Source organism: Ruminococcus flavefaciens MA2007 (assembly GCF_000621845.1).
GTDB classification, from domain to species: Bacteria; Bacillota; Clostridia; order Oscillospirales; family Ruminococcaceae; genus Ruminococcus; species Ruminococcus flavefaciens_E.
This window is the reverse complement of sequence record NZ_JHXF01000021.1, coordinates 1-17,110: the sequence shown is the minus strand read 5'-3', so window position 1 is coordinate 17,110 and position 17,110 is coordinate 1. Positions and strand designations below refer to the sequence as shown.

Sequence of the window (17,110 nt, the reverse complement as noted above, 5' to 3'; positions counted from 1 at the left end):
AAATTTTTTCCGTTTTATCACCAAATCCACTTATTAAATAAATTACATTAATTAAAATTCGCGTTATTTCCTTGACTTAATTACAGATAAATGTTACAATAGATGTATATGCTTTATTATAAAGGAAGGTGTCTGTATTGAACGTCAAACTCTTATCACATACTCCTGACGCTGAAAAGCTTATTGCCACAGCTGCCAAGCTATGCTATTCAAGCAGCGACATTGAATCTCTCCGTGACGGACTTACCGAGGAGAAGATCGAAAGCTTTCTTGATATGCTCGTTTCTATCGGTCACGAAAGTGTAATGGAGCACGTAAGCTTTACTTTTGGTGTCGAGGGCATATCAAGAGCCTGTTCACATCAGCTTGTAAGACACCGTATAGCTTCCTACTCTCAGAAAAGCCAGCGATATGTAAACGAGAACGGCTTTGAGTTCATCACTCCCCCTGCTATCGAGGAAATACCCGAGGCTAAGGCAGAGTACGACAGAGTTATCGCCGAGATAACCGAGAGCTATGAAAAGCTTGCCAATATCCTTACAGAAAAGCATACCGCAGAATTCATTGCACAGGGCATGGACGAAAAGACTGCCCGTTCAAAGGCTTCAAAAATGGCTAACGAGGACGCACGTTTTATTCTGCCTAACGCCTGCGAGACCAAGATAGTCGTTACTATGAACGTCCGCTCGCTGTTCAACTTCTTCCGTCACCGCTGCTGCAACCGAGCACAGTGGGAGATAAGAGCTGTTGCAAACGAAATGCTCCGTCAGTGCATGGAGGTCGCTCCCCATATCTTCTCCCATGCAGGTCCTTCCTGTGTGGCTGAGGGTAAATGTCCCGAGGGCAAGATGACCTGTGGAAAAATAAACGAAGTAAAGGAATACTTCGCTGCAATGAAGAGAAATGATAAGTAAATGCTCGAATTCAGAGTTATTGATATAACCGATAAGGAGCGCATAACAAAAGCGCTCAGCAAATCGCAGTTCATGGGCTGCGAGTACAGCTTTGCCAATAATATGGCGTGGCGGCGGCTTGCTGATTCACAGATAGCCTTTTACAAGGATTTCTACATCTGCTGTTCTTTTACTACCGAGGACGGTATACCGCGGTTCTTTCTACCCTCGGGCGAGGGCAGCTATATTGAAGTCATGGGCGCTATGAAAGAGTACGCCTATTCTCTGGGTAAGCCTCTGAGAGTTGCAGGTGTGACTGATAATTCACTTGAAATGCTGAACGAACTGTTCCCTGATAGTTTTACCGTGGATACGGACGAGGGCGACTGGGACTACATCTACAATTCAGCCGACCTTATTGAGCTGTCTGGCAGAAAGTACCACAGCAAGCGCAATCATCTCGCCCGCTTCAACGAGCTTGGGGCTGAGTTCTCAATAATGACTGAAAAGGACTTTGACGACTGCATAACATTCAGTGCAGTTGAGTACAATAACAAGACGGATATTTCAGACCATTCCTTTATTGCCGAGCAGTTTGCAATAAACACCTACTTCAATTACTTTAATGAGCTTGGACTTACAGGCGGAGTAATCCGCATAGGCGGCAATGTGGCTGCGTTCACCATAGGCGAAAAGCTCAACAACGAAACATTCTGCGTTCACATCGAAAAGGCAGATACCCAATACAACGGAATATACGTCGGTATCAACAACAGCTTCGCAAGGGCTGCCGCTGCCGGCTATAAATATATCAACAGAGAGGAAGATTTGGGGCTTGAGGGACTTCGCAGGTCGAAGCAGTCCTATCACCCTGCATTTCTCCTCAAAAAATATACTGTTACATTTTAATGAAAGGAAACAGATCATGATCTACGTTTTTCTCGCAAACGGTTTTGAAGAGACCGAAGCAATCGCACCCATTGATCTTCTCAGACGCGCAGGCAAGCAGGTAATTACTGTCGGCGTGGGCGATAACATCATCACCGGCTCACACGGTATCCCTGTTGTTACAGATACCATTGCTCAGGAAGCCAAGCTCTCCGACGAGCTTGAAATGATAGTTCTCCCCGGCGGTATGCCCGGTACTCTCAACCTTGAAAAGTCAGAGTACGTTCAGGCAGCTATCGACTACTGCGCAGCTAATAATAAATACATCGGCGCTATCTGCGCTGCTCCGTCTATTCTCGGACACAAGGGACTTCTCCGCGGCAAGACAGCCGTTTGCTATGAGGGCTTTGAGACTCAGCTCGACGGCGCAAACATCGGAAACAGCGGTGTTGCCGAGGACGGTATCTTCATCACCGCAAGAGGTGCGGGAGTAGCCGTTGATTTCGGTCTGAAGCTTGTGGAAAAAGTTCATTCAAAGGAAGAAAGCCGACGACAGCGTAATGCTATCTTATGTGATTGATATGGAAAATAAAAAAGAACTGCGAAAAGAATTCTCACATCTCCGTGCCGAGATACGCGACAAGGTGTCAAAGGACATTGACATCACCGACAGACTTCTGGAGGAAGAAAAGATACTGGAGGCTGACAATATACTCCTTTATGCTTCCTTTGGTTCAGAAGTCGATACATATCTGCTCATCGACAAGCTCATAGAAATGGGCAAGAACGTTGCTCTGCCAATATGCGGCGGTGAGCGCTCAATGACCTTCCATATTATCGGCTCTGTTGCTGACCTTCATGAGGGTATGTACCGGATCTCAGAGCCCGACAGTGCTCTCCCCCAGCCTGTTATAACCGATAAGACAGTCTGCATAATCCCGGGTCTTGCTTTTACCGAGGAGGGCGGACGTCTCGGCTACGGCGGCGGATACTACGATAAATTTATACAGGAAAATCCACATATGACGACTATCGCTCTCGCTTATGAGGAGCTTATCGTCGAGCGGCTGCCTCTTATGCAGCACGACCTCAGAGTCGATATTATAGTTACAGAAGAAAGGACGGTGCTCTGCAATGGCTGATAACAATAATAATGATGTTATCAATGATATCCTTAATCAGCTTGACAATGCAAAAAAGCAGCAGGAAGCAGAGATTGAACCAACACCCGAAAAAATCGAAGAAAAAGCAGAACAGCCCGAAAGAGCAGTTGAAAGCGTCAGCGAAGAAGCTCCTGCACCTGCTCCGAGACCTGTTCACAGACAGCTTGAAAAACGTCCCCGTCCAAGTGCCGAGGGCAATCGCGATGGCGCTGCCGCTCCCCCGCCTGCTAGAGCTCCAAGACCGCGTGTAAACGAGTCCGAACACGTGCGCAACAGTGCAGCTGTAAAACGCAATGCGGCTCATCACAAGAAAAAGAAGAAAAAGAGAAGAAGCAGACTCCCCGGCGTTCTCATACTCACTGTATTTATCTTCGCCGTTTCTATCTGTCTCTCTCTTGTTATAATCGCATTCGGCAAGGATATGTTCGGTATCGGCAAGGACGACACAACTAAAATGATAATCGTTCCCGAAAATACCAATACAGAACAGATCTCACAGCAGCTTTACGACGAGGGCATCATCAACTCACCTAAATGCTTCCAGCTCTTCTCAAAATTCAGAAAAACTCCCGATGTGTATCTCCCCGGAGAGCACTTCGTAAGTCCCAATATGGCATATGAGACTATCATTGATACTCTCACCAATGAGGCTGAGGAGGAGAAAAAAGAATCTGTAAATGTTACATTCCGTGAAGCTATTACTCTATACGAAGCAGCTGACCTCCTCGAGCAGCAGGGCGTATGCAAGGCAAGCGATTTCATGTTCTATTTCAATGCAGGCGGCTACGGCAACAGATTCGAGGACAAGCTCAACAAGAATACAAGCACTCTCAGATTCGCTGATACACGTATGGAGGGCTACCTCTTCCCTGATACCTACACATTCACAAAGGAAATGGATCCTGAGCAGGTATGCCAGAAGATATACTACAACTTCGACAAGAAGCTCACAGACGAGCGTATCAAGAAAATGGAGAATCTCCACCTTTCACTGGATCAGCTTGTTACTTTCGCTTCAATCGTTCAGGCTGAGGCTCCGAATCGTGAGGACATGAATCACGTTGCAAGCGTATTCTGGAACCGTCTTGAACATGAGGACGCTGAAACAGTAGGTATGCTCCAGTCTGATCCTACCAAGAACTACGCAAACTACACTATCAAGCCTCATATGACTGTACTCAACAACGATATCGTCAAGGCTTACGATACCTATCAGTCAAAGGGACTTCCTCCGGGAGCTATCTGCAACCCCGGTATCGACGCTATTGACGCTGTTCTTGAAAAAATGCCGTCCGAGGATTACTATTTCATCGCTAATATCTATACTCAGAAGACTTACTTCTCCAAGACCAATGACGAGCATGAGCAGAAGAAGGCTATGGTAAAGGCTGACGAGGCTCAGTACGAAGCAGAACAGGCACAGAAGGAAGCGGAGGCTGCTGCTAATGAATAAGCTTGAAGTTCTTGCTCCGGCAGGCGATGAGGAACGCTTCACTGCTGCTGTGGATTACGGCGCTGACGCTGTATATCTCGGCAGAAAGCAGTTCGGTATGCGTTCTTCGCCAATGAATTTCGATTTCGAGCAGCTTTGCAAGGCTGTTCAGACTGCTCACGACAGAGGTGTCAAGGTGTATCTCACCTGCAACACCCTGCCGCGCAACAGCGAGATACCCGATTTCGAGCAGTTCGTAAAAGAAGCTGTAGAAGCCAAGGTAGACGCTCTTATAGTTGCGGATATCGGACTTCTCATGCTGATAAAAAAATACGCTCCCGACATGGAGATACATATCTCAACTCAGACAGGTATCGTGAATTACGTTACTGCTCGGGAGCTCTACAATATGGGCGCTAAGCGCGTTGTTCTCGCAAGAGAGCTGTCTCTGGACGAAATTGCCGAGATAAGAGCAAAAACAAGTCCCGACCTTGATATCGAGACCTTTGTTCACGGAGCTATGTGTGTTTCGTTCTCAGGAAGATGTCTGCTGTCACAGTACCTCGTAAACCGTGATGCAAACCGCGGCGAATGTGCTCAGCCATGCCGCTGGGGCTATCATCTTGTAGAAGAAAAGCGCCCCAACGAGTTCTTCCCTGTTTTCGAGGACGAAAAGGGCACATATATCCTCAACTCCAAGGATATGTGCATGATAGAACACATCGACAAACTGGCAAAGGCAGGCGTTATGAGCCTGAAAATAGAGGGACGTGCAAAGTCCGCTTACTATGTTACAGTTGTCACAAATGCCTACAGAATGGCTGTTGACCACTATTACAAGAATCCTGATAACTTCGTACTCCCCGACTGGATAAGAGACGAGGTTTACAAGGTAAGCCACAGAAAATACTGCAACGGCTTCTTCTTTGGTACTCCCGAGGAATCCCAGTATTATGAAAACAGCGGCTATATTCGCAATTATGATGTTGTGGCTGTTGTTGAGAGCTGCGAAAACGGCACTGTATACTGCACACAGCGCAACAAGTTCTTTGCAGGCGATACCGTGGAGCTTCTTGCTCCCTCACAGAAACCAGTAGCAATGGTACTGAATAATCTTTATGACGAAAATGGCGAGGAGATCGAGACTGCAAATCATGCAATGATGAAGTTCTCTTTCAAATCCGACCTCACCTTCCCAAAGGGCACTGTGATAAGAAAAGAAACAACATAAAATCAAGGCTGATACTTTCGTATCAGCCTTTTACTTTACTTATCGATCTTTTTATAGTTCTTGTAGCCAAGCTCGTCAAGCTTGTCCGTGAGCTCGTCCACTGTATTCTTTGCAGCAGTATCGTCAATTGTAATTTCAATTTCGATATTCTTGTCTTTTTCGGAGATGAGATTTATAAGGTCGTCAAATCCTGTCATCTTATTGTCGATAACGTATTCATTCTTGGAAATTGAAATTGCAAGCTTTTCGTCCTTGCTTTCCTCTGTTGCTTTCTCAGTTGTTACAGGTTCGGTCTTTTCTACGACCTCAGATACGCTTGTATCGTTTTTACCCTTGCCGTCCTCTGATTTTTCACCAAGCAGTCCGAAGCCCTTGAAGTGCAGGAATGCCCAGATAAGCGCTGCAATAACTGCTGCTAAGAGAATAAAAGCCAATAATTTCTTCATTTTTGATTACCTCACTTATTAAGATTTGAAAAATATAAATTAGGATATTCGCGCTGAATATCATCTATTGCTTCGTCAATTTCCCTGAAAGCCAGCGCTGTTCCGTACTGCTGACCGTCATAGGAAAGTATACAAAGATATGTATCTTCGGTGGTAAAGCCCGATTTTTCAAGTATATCTCTTATGGAGCCCTTTATATCATCGGTCTCCTGCGAATGGATCGTACCAAGCTGTTTTCTGCCGAAGAATACTCTCAAAGTCCAGTTGTCGCTCTGCTCGGCAACATCAAGTCTGAAAGTGAAAAAATCGCCTTTATCAAATGCGTTAAGAGCTTGCTGATTCACAGCCGCATTTTCGTCCGCAGCCTTGATACGCTCCAGATCCTTCTGAGCCTCTTCATTTATCTCCTGCTGCTCAACTATGAGATGATTGTATGTCTGTTCCGCTTCTTTAGCCTTATTTGCGGCTTTTTCTGTGTCCATGGTGCTGTACAGGACAAAAAAGAACAGGATTATCATTATAACATCGAGCAGGGACGTAAAATCAAGGATAATCTCGCGCAGTTTCATACGCGCCACCCTGACTTATTCTTTATGGATTCATCTATTCCGTATTTGATAAGCTTTTTCTTTAAAGCTAAAAGCCGCTGAATCAGGTCTTCTACATCTGAGAAAAAGTAAGCATTAGCTATTTTAAAGCCTACTGAAAAAATAATGCCCCACGTAGTAGAAGTCAGCGCATTAAAGAAGCTGCTTTTAGCAGTGTTTATTGTTTCAGCATCGGACATATCAATGCTCAGAAGCGCAGTGACAGTTCCGAACATACCCAAAAGCGGAAAAATTGATATCAAGGCAATAAAAACAGTATAGCTTCGGTTCAGATGCTTGTAGCAATCAAATATTTTATTTGTTTTCTCGGGATTATTTGATAATTCGTCGCTTTTTTCTTCCCAGTCATATATATCATTGTCAACATTCTTTGTGAGCCTGCTGACTCTGAATGCAACAAACAAAGCAGCAAAACAAAAAAACAGAATATATATATCAGATGAAACTATACTCTGAAGCAGCTTAGCAATTATACTCATTTTATCACCTCAAACACTATTATAACACCTTAAATATTAAATTGCAAGATATTTTACGATTATTTGACAATAAAAAACTCCGCGTTCCCGCGGAGATAGATTGCTATTCTGTTTGTTTTTTGTCTCTTTTGATGTTGATTATGTGCGCTGCAAAGGTCACTATTGCTCCGATAAGAAGTATGAGATAGAAGTTGAGTCCGCGGCTGATAAGAAGTGCAGGCTTTACTCTCTCCATAGTGAATATCTCTGTAAACGCCAGCAGGAAACAGCCCTCTGTGATGCCAGCTGCTCCCGGGAGAGGAAGCATCTCCACAGCCACAGCTATCATTATCTGAATGGTCAGAATGTCGATATATCTTGTTTCGTTCATGCCGTATGCCCTGTAGATTATCCACGTAATGGAAAAAAGGCAGATACGCTGTACAGCCGTCATCAGGAATACGTTGAACACTACCGAAAGATTCTTTTTGATGTAATCAGCGCCCATTGCATAGGTATCACATATCCTTATAAGCTTTTCGGTGTATTTTTCCTTGTTTCTGCGCTTCATTATGTGAAGCTTCGTCAGAAGCTCAACTACCTTGATACCAAGAGCTCTTGCCCAGATAGGCTTTATAAAAACCAGCAGAAGCAGGCTTATAAAAGCAAGATTCAGAGCAAATCCAAGAACTATCAGCCATTTCATGTCCCCTGCATATAAGGCGACAGTATCAAAGTTGAATATCAGAAATCCCAGCGCCAACAGTACCAGCACAGACTTGTAGGCTATGGTTATTAGAAGCATTATAAGCGTAGAATAACCTATCTTTATCTTATCCTTTTTCATGTGGTACATCTGCATTGGCTGACCGCCTGTTGATGACGGTGTTATATAGCTGAAGAAAAAACCAATGAAAGAATACTTCAGGCATCTTAAAAAGCTGGTCTTCTGATCAAGCACCCTCAGCATATAGTGAATGATAGAGGATTCCCCTGCCACAAAGAATATCGCTGCCGCTGCGCCCAAAGCTATCCAGCGGGGATCTGCCAATTTCAGGTCACTAATTATCTCGGGGAGCTCCTGCTCCTTGAAGATGAGATTCAGTGTAAACAGAGTGATAACGAGGATAAGACCTATATTCAACGCGTATTTCAATATTTTTTTGATTAAAGTCACCCCCGCGCGATATAGTTTTTCAGTAACTTAAATTATAACATAATAGCCCTTTTTTGTCAATACAAATCGTATTATATGACGAAAAATCAACACAAAATCATAGACTGCCTGCCGACGATATATCGGCAGGCAGTCTGAGTAAAACTGTTTGGGGAAACAGTACGTGCTGCTATTTTCTTATATTGGCACGGCGGATAAAACTGATAAACTCAGGTATCGGTATCGGCTTCGAGAAGTAATAACCCTGTATATAATCGATACCGAGCTTTGAAAGCGCTTCAAACTGGTATTTTTCCTCAACGCCCTCAGCAACGATCTTCATGCCCATGCGCTTTATCATTCCTGTTACATATTCAAACATAATTCCCGCTCTTTTCGTTGAAAAATAGGAAAGCACCATTGAACGGTCAAATTTTACGATATCAACAGGCATATTCACGATATAATTGAGATTTGATTCGCCTGTACCGAAATCATCAAGCGAAAATGAACAGCCGTATCTGCTGAGGTAGTCCATATTATCCAGAAGTATGCTTTTCTGCTTTATGGAACCCGATTCGGTTATCTCAAGATTTATTGTATTGGGCTCTATCTCATATCTTCGGATTATATCTGAAAAACGCGCCGCAAGGTTTCTGTTCTCACACTGAATGACAGAAAGATTTATCTCAATGTATTTAAGTCCCAGAAGCTGTATTTCATGCTCCTTGATGACGTCGCAGACTATCTCGAATACCCTCTCGCCTATCTGCTCTATCTGTCCTGTCTGTTCAGCAATAGGGATAAAGCTGCTCGGCATGATAAGCTTTCCGTCGCGGCTCTTCATACGGACAAGAGCCTCTGCCGAAACGAATTTCCCTTCCGTCACGGAGTATATTGGCTGCAAAAAGACAATGAACCTGTTTTCGTTGAGAGCTGCCTTTATCTCGCTCTGCATGAAACGGAATTCCTTCATTTTGTCAAGAGCTTCCGAATCAATGATAAAGAAAGATTCGCTGCTATCCGCAGTCATATTGGAGTAATACCTGTATGTAGAGAAAAGCTCGCTGGGGTTCTCAAATACCTTGATAGACGGTATAAGCAGATAATGCGGGTGAAGTATATTCCCCTCATGCCAGCTGAACTCAAAGCGCTCCTTGATAGCAGGAAAAATCGTTTTGGCTTCGTTTACGTCCTTGAAAACTATAACGAAGTCATTCCCGATACCACGGAACACCTTTCCGCAATTCAGTCTTTTTAGGAAATTACCTATCTCGATAAGCATTATAGCTTCAATAGAAAGCTCCTTTTCCAGTTCTTCGTTCTCGATAACTATAAGCGCTCTTTCCTTGTCGTCGTTATCGTATAACTGCTGAACATATTCCCTCAGAAGTGATATACGGTAGCAGCCCGTTACTCGCTCGATACCGCTGTCGGGGTTCTCAAGCTTAGCAAAGAGCACAGTAACTCCTAAAGCCATAGAAAAGCTTATAAGCAGCAATCCACGGTTATTTATCTGGATAAGCGCTCCTGCTGTCTCCATAAGCATCCATATCATAACAGCGTTGCTGCGATAGGGGTTCATATGTTTCTTGCATATGAGGATAAGTACCATAGAAGCTATTATAAAAATAGGAGAAATTACAAAAGTATAGGTCACAGCAGGTCCGAAGCTGTAGATCTCGTCTCCCGAATTGTAAAAATCAATGGGCAGGAAAAACGGTATGATACTGCTGACAAGAGTAAAGAACCTGAAAAAACGCCGCAGCATGACCTTGCGCCTGATCTTTACAATGTCATAACAGACATAATTGAAGGACAGGAAACTTGTCCATATAACAAAAAACAAATATATCTTGCATAATATATCGGTCAAAGGCGAATTTGCGTGAGCGATACCAATAATTGACAGGATATCCGCCGCAACGCATCCTGTTGTAACTACTACCAGCTGCCTGTACAGCAGCATACTTTTCAGTACAACGCTGTGTCTGATAAAAGAAAAATAACAGACAAGCAGCATGAGTACCATTGCACACATCTGCACCTGAATGCTTTGTGTCAAAAACTCACCCCCTAAATGAGTTTACTTTTACTTTATTATAGCATAGTTTTAATGTAAATTTGTATATATTTTATAATATTGCATGAATATTCTGTAAATCGTTTTAAATTGTAAACTATATTTCTTTTGACTGAGCTGTATAAATGTTTACTTAGATAACTATATGTATTAATTATAAAAAATAACTCTTTTTTCTCATAAAATGTTATTTTGTAACAAAATATTCATTGACTAACAGGCTAAAATGTGATATTATTATAATATAAAAGGATATATATACTACTAATAACTACAATTTTTATAGGATTATCCAACCGAGGTGAGCTTGACAATGACCGAAAAACTGAAAACTATTGCTATCTTTGGCTGTTCTTATTCAAGTCTCTACAGACAAAGTATGCCAACTGCTTTCAACGATGCAGCACAGGAGCTCAATGTAAATCTGGTCTATATCAATTCCCTCGGTAAGATCGGCGGCAAAAACGCACAGTACGGAGATTATGAGTTTGATCTCATTGAATTCATTGACCTTGACCAGTTCGACGGTATTATTTTCGACGGTGAGGGCTACAATATTGACGGCATTACCGAAAAAGTCATTCACAAGCTCCGCGGAGCTAAGTGTCCCGTTGTTTCCATGAGCAGCTATGTAGAGGGCTTCTATAATATCGATTTCGACGACGCAGGCGGTATGCGTCAGCTCATCGAGCATATGATAGATGTTCATCACTATACAAAAATAGGCTTTATGGCAGGCTATCTCACCCACCCTGACGCACAGCTTCGTCTGAAAGTATTCAATGAGGAAATGGAATCACACGGATTCCCAAAGAACGGCGTCGGTGTATTCGAGGGAGATTTCTGGTTCAATAAGGGCGAGGAGGCTGCTGATTTTTTCCTGTCACGCCCTGAACGTCCCGAAGCTATAGTCTGCTCAAACGACTATATGGCTATCGCTCTTATAACAGCACTGAAAAAGCGCGGTATCAAGGTTCCCGTGGACATTGCCATTTCAGGCTATGACGGCTCCATAGAAGGACAGGAATACATACCGCATATCACATCTGCTACCCGAGAAAGGCGCAATATAGCTTATAAATGTATCCAGCTTTTAAAGGATCTGGCTGACAAAAAAGAAGAGATTACCGATCTTCGCATCGTTCCATCTCCGATTTTCACGCACTCATGCGGCTGTCACCCACTGGATTACAAGCAGGAATCCGAAAATATCAATAACGTCTATGCGCTGAACCGCTCCTTCACCTATAATCTTTATGATTCTGAATCATCTATCCTGAAGCTTAATAAGGTGGACGACCTGAAAGGTCTTGCTGACGTTTTTGAGACTGATTCCACTAATTTCGGAAACTTCAATGCATTTTTCCTTATGCTCCATATCGACGGCAGCGGCAGACTTTCAAGCGAAAGCGATTATACCTGTCCGTCAGGAAAATTCACGCCTGCTATCTGGATAGATAAAAACAATGAATACGACCGCTCCCCCCTCACCTTTGACTTCTCGTCAATGGTTCCGCATACAAAGTCCGACAAACCTCATTCTATTTACATTATGAGCGTTCACTGCGCTGAGCGAATGTTCGGATATGCTGCAATTGAGATGACAGAAAAGCACGTATTCAACGAGTTCTACAATGTATGGCTGCTGAATATCGCGATGACGCTTGAAACCTTTATGAAGAACGACCGAATCAACAAGCTTATCGGTTCACTGGAAAATCTCAGCATAAAGGACGTTCTTACAGGTATGCTGAACCGCCGCGGCTTCGACGATATGTCACGCGAGGCTATCCTTGCAATTGAAAAAAGCCGCACAGTCTGCACCATGGTCATTGACATGGACGGTCTTAAGCGTATCAACGATGATTACGGTCACTACGAAGGCGACCGCGCTATAAAGGGCGCTGCGGACATAATCACGAAATGCTGCGACTCGGGCGAAATAGCTGGAAGAGCAGGAGGCGATGAATTCTATATCTTTGCTCCCGACTATTCCGAGGAAAAGCTTGAACGCTTTATAGAAAGGCTCAACGACCTGTGCGAGAGCTATAACGGCTACTCCAAGAAGCCCTACTCAGTATCACTGAGCTGCGGCGCTTACCTTGTTGAAACTGACGCAACAGGAAGACTTGAGGACTTCCTAAAAATAAGCGACGCCAGAATGTACGAAAATAAAAAAGCAAAACGCAGCGTCAGACAGTAAAACCACCTATTAACTGTGATACTTATATAGCAGATTATACTTTTTATCGGGGGAAACCTTTCTGAGGAAAGGCTCCCTCTGACGGAGGCGCGCCCCTCTGTCCTTCGGACATCTCCCCGCACTGCGGGGAGTCACCCCGAACCACTTTCCAAAGACTTTTAGCTGATTTTTTCTATAAAAGAGCCCCTCTGTAATTTTTACAGAGGGGCAAGTTTAATTTTTGGGCTCTTTTATAGAAAAAATGAAATAACGGTCTTGAAAGAAATCTGAGAAAACATCTTCAAAATTGTTCTCTCAATAATAAGCGTAAAACTTCTATTTAAATATCACGGTTAATGGGTGTTTTTTTCTGTATCTGTCAGCATTTCAAATGTAACTCCGTATTTCACGGCGATATCATGGGCATAGGACATACCCTCGGGCGAACCGACCTCAACTTTGAATGAGCGCTGTCCGTTATCGCTTTTCATGATAAGTGAAGATACCTTTGCATTGCCCTCGGCGGAGTTGATATCATCGACCTCCAGTGCGAGCTTATGCATATGGGTATTATAAATAGTACGAATCTGCTTCTGAGCTATCGCCTTTACAGAATCACGAGCAATAAAGAATCCCTCCTCAAATGAAGTTGTGGAAAAGGTCTCGTTGAGGAGCAGCAGGCTGTCCTTGGTGCAGTGTGAATAGATGTCCTTGAAACGTACACATTCCTCACCAAGTCTGCCAAGGTCAAGAGTCTTATCCTCGTCCGCTGGAAAATGTGTGTATACGCAGTCCACAGGTCTGTATCGGAAGGACTCCGCTGGTACGCAGATACCGCCCTGTGCCAGAACGTACATGATACCGACTGCCTGAGTTATAGTAGTCTTGCCGCCTCTGTTTGCTCCTGTAAGGATATAAATAGAATGCTCCTTATCGAAAACAAGATCGTTGCAGACTATATCCTCCATTTTTTCGCTGTTCACCGCAAGCTTCATATTGTACATTCCCTTAGCGTCCATAGAGATATTATCGTCAGAAATAGTCTCCGCCTCGCAGAATTTGAAGCCTTTCCCGATATACTGCTCTATAAAGTCCGCAAATCGGATATAATATATGAACTCGGGAACAAGCTGGGAGATATTGACAACGGCTATATCCGCATATTTAGACAGCGTGTCCCGTAGCTTTTTCACCATTGAGTCAAGCATTTTATTCAATACCTTATCAAGATAAAAGGTCGCACCGCTTGTACCGTCGCCGTCGGGAGTCTGAGTTACCGTAGCTCTTATCCTGCCGTCAACAAAAGCCGTGTTCGTTACAGCCAGATACTCCCCCATTTTATTTATGGTTTTAGAAATAGCGTGTGTTCTGAGCTTATCCACCTGATGATAATGCATATCACCGTCCCATGCAGCACCCTCGTTAATCTTGCTTTTTGAAGCTAATGCGTCTGCAAAATTGCTCACTATATTGGATTTTTTGAACTGCCTTGCGTTAACGGAGATAAGTCCCATACTTGTTGCCTCAAAGCGTTCATTCACGTTAATACCAACAGTAACGCTCTGTATATCAGCAGATTTTATCTTTAATTCTGCTATATCCTTTTTCATCTCCGCGAAGCAGGCTTCATTATAAAGCTCGTCTATGTAACTCAGAAAACCCTTTAGTCCCTCTGATTGGAGATCTTCTCCCTCAAGACAGCTTTTCATCTCCTCTATGCACTTGATATAATCGTTAAGCTCGTCAAGCCTGTGCATAAGATGCCAGAACCCCAGCTTTTCGTCGGAGTCGATACGTGAAGCACTGAATTGCTTTATAAAACCAAGCTTATCAAAAAGCTCCACCATACGAGTTCTGAGCTTAGGATTATGAAGAATATCCCTGAATACCTGACATCTGTACTCAGCGACCTGCGGATCAGCTGTCATATTTGAGATTATATTCATAAATAGATTCTGCTCTTTTGTATCGTTTGTAACGCAGCTGCAAAGGGTATCAAGGCCAAGGTCGTGACAGGTCTCCGCTGAAAGCTGTTTGTATTTTATATCAGCGTTATTTGGGAATAATATACTGAAATATTTGTTTGTATTCATAGGAGCTCCTTTCATATAAAAAACTATTGCACATTCATTGTAGCATAATATGCTGATAAAGTCAAATAAAAAAGCCAAAATTATGTATAAATCGCTTGATTTTTCGTGCAATTTGTGATAATATAGAAATGTAATTTTTTATCAAGGAGCATACAAAATGAAAAAAATCCCCAGAATAATCTCAGCTTCTGCTGCGGCATTAATGCTTTTCGGGTGTTCAGCCAATAATAACAGCAGTTTTGAATCTGATTCTGCAATAAATCCTACAGAGCACACAACAGGCGCAACATCAGCTTCGACTAATACCGAAGAATCTATTTCAAATGTTCTTCCTGTACTTTATATTGAAACAAAGAGCAAGGACGCAAATGTCCTTGATTTCATAACAAAGCCTGTGGCAGGACACGTTTCAGCGGCTATAGCTTCATGGACTCCAAATTATAAAATTCCGCCCGAGCCCTATTATGAGGACTGCACAATATCTCTCAAGAACAAAGACGGCGAAGTCATGCTTGATTCCGCCGAAGCAAAAGTAAAAGTTCGGGGAAACTGGACAACTTTATACGATAAAAAGCCTCTGAAGATAAAGTTCAGTGAAAAACAGAGTATGCTCGGTCTCAATAACGGCGCTGAGCAGAAAAGTTGGCTGCTGCTTGCTGAGTACAAGGACGCTTCAATGCTTAGAAATAAGGCTGCGCTTTATGCGTCCCGTGAGATTCTCGGCAAGGACGGTCTCTATGCTGCTGACACGGACTTCGTACAGGTGGTGATAAACGGCGAATACTTGGGACTCTATCTCCTCTCCGATACTCAGCAGGTTTCGTCCCAGAGAGTTAAAATAACAGAGCCCGAAAAGGACTATACAGGCACCGATATAGGCTATTTCATGGAGTACGACGGCTATTTTGAAAGCGAAGACGAGCTTCACAAATTCAGCCTTGATCTGGCAGGCAATGCTCCTCTGACAGCTTTCGACGGTTCGGATAAAGGACAAAAAATGAGAGCACTTCCTGCAACCAAAATGGAACATAAAAAACCTGTTGGAATGACGATTAAGAGCGATATCTACTCCCAGGAGCAGCACGATTTCATCGAAAATTTCGTAAATAACACATACCAAATAATGTATGAGGCTGCTTACAATGATAAAGCTTTTGTTTTCGATGCAGATTACAAGAATATCTCAGAAACCACAAAAATCACGCCTCAGCAAGCCGTAGAAAACGTTGTTGACGTTCAGTCCCTCGTTGATATGTACATTATAAGTGAGCTGACCTGCGACGCGGATATTTACTGGTCTAGCTTCTATATGGACGCTGATTTTGGTGCGGACGGAAAGAAAAAGCTTACATTTGAAGCTCCGTGGGATTTTGATTCCTCAATGGGCAATAAGGACAGATGTATTGACGGTGAGGGCTTCTATGCTTCAAATGTTGTTCCAGACGTTGACGGAGGAAGTAAATTCGGCGGATATGATACTATAAATCCATGGCTTGTTATCCTCGCTCATCAGGACTGGTATCAGGATATGATTAAGGAGACATGGACCAAAGCCTATGACAGTGGAGTTTTCGAGCGTACCTGCAAGCTGATTTCCGATGACAGTTCAACGCTTCAGACGGATTTTGAAAAGAACTATAAAAAATGGAATAATATTAAAAACAATACTCAATTTGTAAATGAGCTGTCTGAGCCTGCAAAAAATTGTAAAACTGAAAAAGAAGCTGCTGATTTTCTTCTTGATTGGCTCAACAGCAGGATAGAATTTCTCAATGAGCAATGGCATAACTGATACGAAAGCCGCCTGTATTTCGCAGGCGGCTTGCTTTTATATAAAAAATAAAAGCACTTCGCATTGCGAAGTGCTTTTTTGAGTGGGCCATTAGGGACTCGAACCCCAGACCGTCCGGTTATGAGCCGGATGCTCTAACCAACTGAGCTAATGGCCCTTATAACATTAAATCGGAAGCTTTTTCAGCTTCCGATAATGTATATAGTGTCGGCACTGATTTAGTTTCCCGGGCCGTCGCCAGCCAAGTATCGTCAACGCGAATGAGCTTAACTTCCGTGTTCGGAATGGGAACGGGTGTGACCTCATTGCCATAAGCACCGACTATTTATTGAAGTTTTGAAGAGAATAAAGCGTAATGCGAGGCGAAACTCTGAATGAAGTAAAAAGGAAAAGCCCTCGACCGATTAGTACTCGCAAGCTGAACGTGTCACCACGCTTACACTTTGAGCCTATCAAACTCATAGTCTATGAGAGGTCTTACTCTTACGAAGGGATATCTTATCTTAAGGTCGGCTTCACGCTTAGATGCCTTCAGCGTTTATCCGTTCCGCACTTAGCTGCCCAGCTGTGCCATTGGCATGACAACTGGTGCACCAGCGGTGCGTCCATCCCGGTCCTCTCGTACTAGGGACAGCTCCTTTCAAATATCCTACGCCCACGACAGATAGGGACCGAACTGTCTCAC

General features: G+C 43.4%; 14 protein-coding genes, 1 tRNA gene and 2 rRNA genes. 8 read left to right on the top strand and 9 right to left on the bottom strand.

Annotation, left to right across the window (positions count from 1 at the left end):
* Positions 1 to 137 precede the first annotated feature (137 nt).
* Genes thyX through T497_RS0109915 form a run of 6 tightly spaced genes read left to right on the top strand, consistent with a single transcriptional unit; the run spans position 138 to position 5,607 of the window.
* On the top strand, positions 138 to 914 hold the full coding sequence (gene thyX / locus T497_RS0109940) for an FAD-dependent thymidylate synthase (protein ID WP_028515480.1): 777 nt from the start codon (positions 138 to 140) through the stop codon (positions 912 to 914).
* A complete protein-coding gene (locus T497_RS0109935; protein ID WP_028515479.1) occupies positions 915 to 1,802 on the top strand; it encodes a DUF2156 domain-containing protein in 888 nt (295 codons plus the stop codon). It abuts the gene before it with no gap.
* A gap of 16 nt (positions 1,803 to 1,818) precedes the next feature.
* Entirely contained in the window at positions 1,819 to 2,361 is a 543-nt protein-coding gene (locus T497_RS0109930) for a DJ-1 family glyoxalase III (RefSeq protein WP_028515478.1), read from the top strand.
* 1 nt (position 2,362) lies between these two features.
* Complete coding sequence (locus T497_RS0109925; protein ID WP_037324868.1) at positions 2,363 to 2,923, top strand: 5-formyltetrahydrofolate cyclo-ligase; 561 nt, start codon at positions 2,363 to 2,365, stop codon at positions 2,921 to 2,923.
* Complete coding sequence (mltG, locus tag T497_RS17585) at positions 2,916 to 4,397, top strand: endolytic transglycosylase MltG (RefSeq protein WP_028515476.1); 1,482 nt, start codon at positions 2,916 to 2,918, stop codon at positions 4,395 to 4,397. Before T497_RS0109925 ends, mltG begins: the two co-directional genes overlap by 8 nt.
* A complete protein-coding gene (locus tag T497_RS0109915; RefSeq protein WP_028515475.1) occupies positions 4,390 to 5,607 on the top strand; it encodes a peptidase U32 family protein in 1,218 nt (405 codons plus the stop codon). The genes mltG and T497_RS0109915 overlap by 8 nt, the downstream gene beginning before the upstream one ends.
* Positions 5,608 to 5,642: 35 nt before the next feature.
* Here T497_RS0109915 and T497_RS0109910 read toward each other — a convergent pair whose 3' ends face one another.
* The 5 genes from T497_RS0109910 to T497_RS17575 form a co-directional block, all read right to left on the bottom strand.
* Complete coding sequence (locus T497_RS0109910) at positions 5,643 to 6,053, bottom strand: hypothetical protein (RefSeq protein ID WP_028515474.1); 411 nt, start codon at positions 6,051 to 6,053, stop codon at positions 5,643 to 5,645.
* Positions 6,054 to 6,064: 11 nt separating this feature from the next.
* Positions 6,065 to 6,622, bottom strand: coding sequence for a hypothetical protein (locus T497_RS17580; protein ID WP_051530617.1), 558 nt, complete (start codon positions 6,620 to 6,622; stop codon positions 6,065 to 6,067).
* Entirely contained in the window at positions 6,619 to 7,140 is a 522-nt protein-coding gene (locus T497_RS16510) for a MotA/TolQ/ExbB proton channel family protein (RefSeq protein WP_037324856.1), read from the bottom strand. Before T497_RS16510 ends, T497_RS17580 begins: the two co-directional genes overlap by 4 nt.
* A 103-nt stretch (positions 7,141 to 7,243) precedes the next feature.
* Positions 7,244 to 8,263 carry a lysylphosphatidylglycerol synthase transmembrane domain-containing protein gene (locus T497_RS0109895; RefSeq protein WP_242840001.1) on the bottom strand — a complete coding sequence of 340 codons (1,020 nt, stop codon included), beginning with the start codon at positions 8,261 to 8,263 and terminating at the stop codon, positions 7,244 to 7,246.
* A gap of 202 nt (positions 8,264 to 8,465) precedes the next feature.
* Complete coding sequence (locus T497_RS17575; protein WP_155266893.1) at positions 8,466 to 10,340, bottom strand: EAL domain-containing protein; 1,875 nt, start codon at positions 10,338 to 10,340, stop codon at positions 8,466 to 8,468.
* Positions 10,341 to 10,671: 331 nt separating this feature from the next.
* Here T497_RS17575 and T497_RS0109885 point away from each other — a divergent pair, with 331 nt between their 5' ends.
* On the top strand, positions 10,672 to 12,561 hold the full coding sequence (locus T497_RS0109885) for a diguanylate cyclase domain-containing protein (protein ID WP_028515471.1): 1,890 nt from the start codon (positions 10,672 to 10,674) through the stop codon (positions 12,559 to 12,561).
* Between the two features lie 332 nt (positions 12,562 to 12,893).
* On the opposite strand, the gene T497_RS0109880 is transcribed toward T497_RS0109885, so the two are convergent.
* Positions 12,894 to 14,633: a MutS-related protein gene (locus tag T497_RS0109880; protein WP_028515470.1), complete on the bottom strand. Its 1,740-nt coding sequence runs from the start codon at positions 14,631 to 14,633 to the stop codon at positions 12,894 to 12,896.
* A gap of 157 nt (positions 14,634 to 14,790) precedes the next feature.
* Between T497_RS0109880 and T497_RS0109875 the strand changes: the two genes are divergently transcribed.
* On the top strand, positions 14,791 to 16,425 hold the full coding sequence (locus T497_RS0109875; protein WP_028515469.1) for a CotH kinase family protein: 1,635 nt from the start codon (positions 14,791 to 14,793) through the stop codon (positions 16,423 to 16,425).
* 83 nt (positions 16,426 to 16,508) lie between these two features.
* On the opposite strand, the gene T497_RS0109870 is transcribed toward T497_RS0109875, so the two are convergent.
* The 3 genes from T497_RS0109870 to T497_RS0109860 all read right to left on the bottom strand — a co-directional run.
* A tRNA-Ile gene (locus T497_RS0109870) sits at positions 16,509 to 16,582 on the bottom strand.
* A gap of 48 nt (positions 16,583 to 16,630) precedes the next feature.
* A 5S ribosomal RNA gene (gene rrf, locus T497_RS0109865) occupies positions 16,631 to 16,747 on the bottom strand.
* Between the two features lie 61 nt (positions 16,748 to 16,808).
* A 23S ribosomal RNA gene (locus tag T497_RS0109860) occupies positions 16,809 to 17,110 on the bottom strand; the annotation flags it as partial.

Coding starts and splice junctions, on each gene's coding strand:
- T497_RS0109935 (WP_028515479.1), top strand. CDS start 915: ATGCTCGAATTCAGAGTTATTGATATAACCGATAAGGAGCGCATAACA.
- T497_RS0109930 (WP_028515478.1), top strand. CDS start 1,819: ATGATCTACGTTTTTCTCGCAAACGGTTTTGAAGAGACCGAAGCAATC.
- T497_RS0109925 (WP_037324868.1), top strand. CDS start 2,363: ATGGAAAATAAAAAAGAACTGCGAAAAGAATTCTCACATCTCCGTGCC.
- mltG (WP_028515476.1), top strand. CDS start 2,916: ATGGCTGATAACAATAATAATGATGTTATCAATGATATCCTTAATCAG.
- T497_RS0109915 (WP_028515475.1), top strand. CDS start 4,390: ATGAATAAGCTTGAAGTTCTTGCTCCGGCAGGCGATGAGGAACGCTTC.
- T497_RS0109910 (WP_028515474.1), bottom strand. CDS start 6,053: ATGAAGAAATTATTGGCTTTTATTCTCTTAGCAGCAGTTATTGCAGCG.
- T497_RS17580 (WP_051530617.1), bottom strand. CDS start 6,622: ATGAAACTGCGCGAGATTATCCTTGATTTTACGTCCCTGCTCGATGTT.
- T497_RS16510 (WP_037324856.1), bottom strand. CDS start 7,140: ATGAGTATAATTGCTAAGCTGCTTCAGAGTATAGTTTCATCTGATATA.
- T497_RS0109885 (WP_028515471.1), top strand. CDS start 10,672: ATGACCGAAAAACTGAAAACTATTGCTATCTTTGGCTGTTCTTATTCA.
- T497_RS0109880 (WP_028515470.1), bottom strand. CDS start 14,633: ATGAATACAAACAAATATTTCAGTATATTATTCCCAAATAACGCTGAT.
- T497_RS0109875 (WP_028515469.1), top strand. CDS start 14,791: ATGAAAAAAATCCCCAGAATAATCTCAGCTTCTGCTGCGGCATTAATG.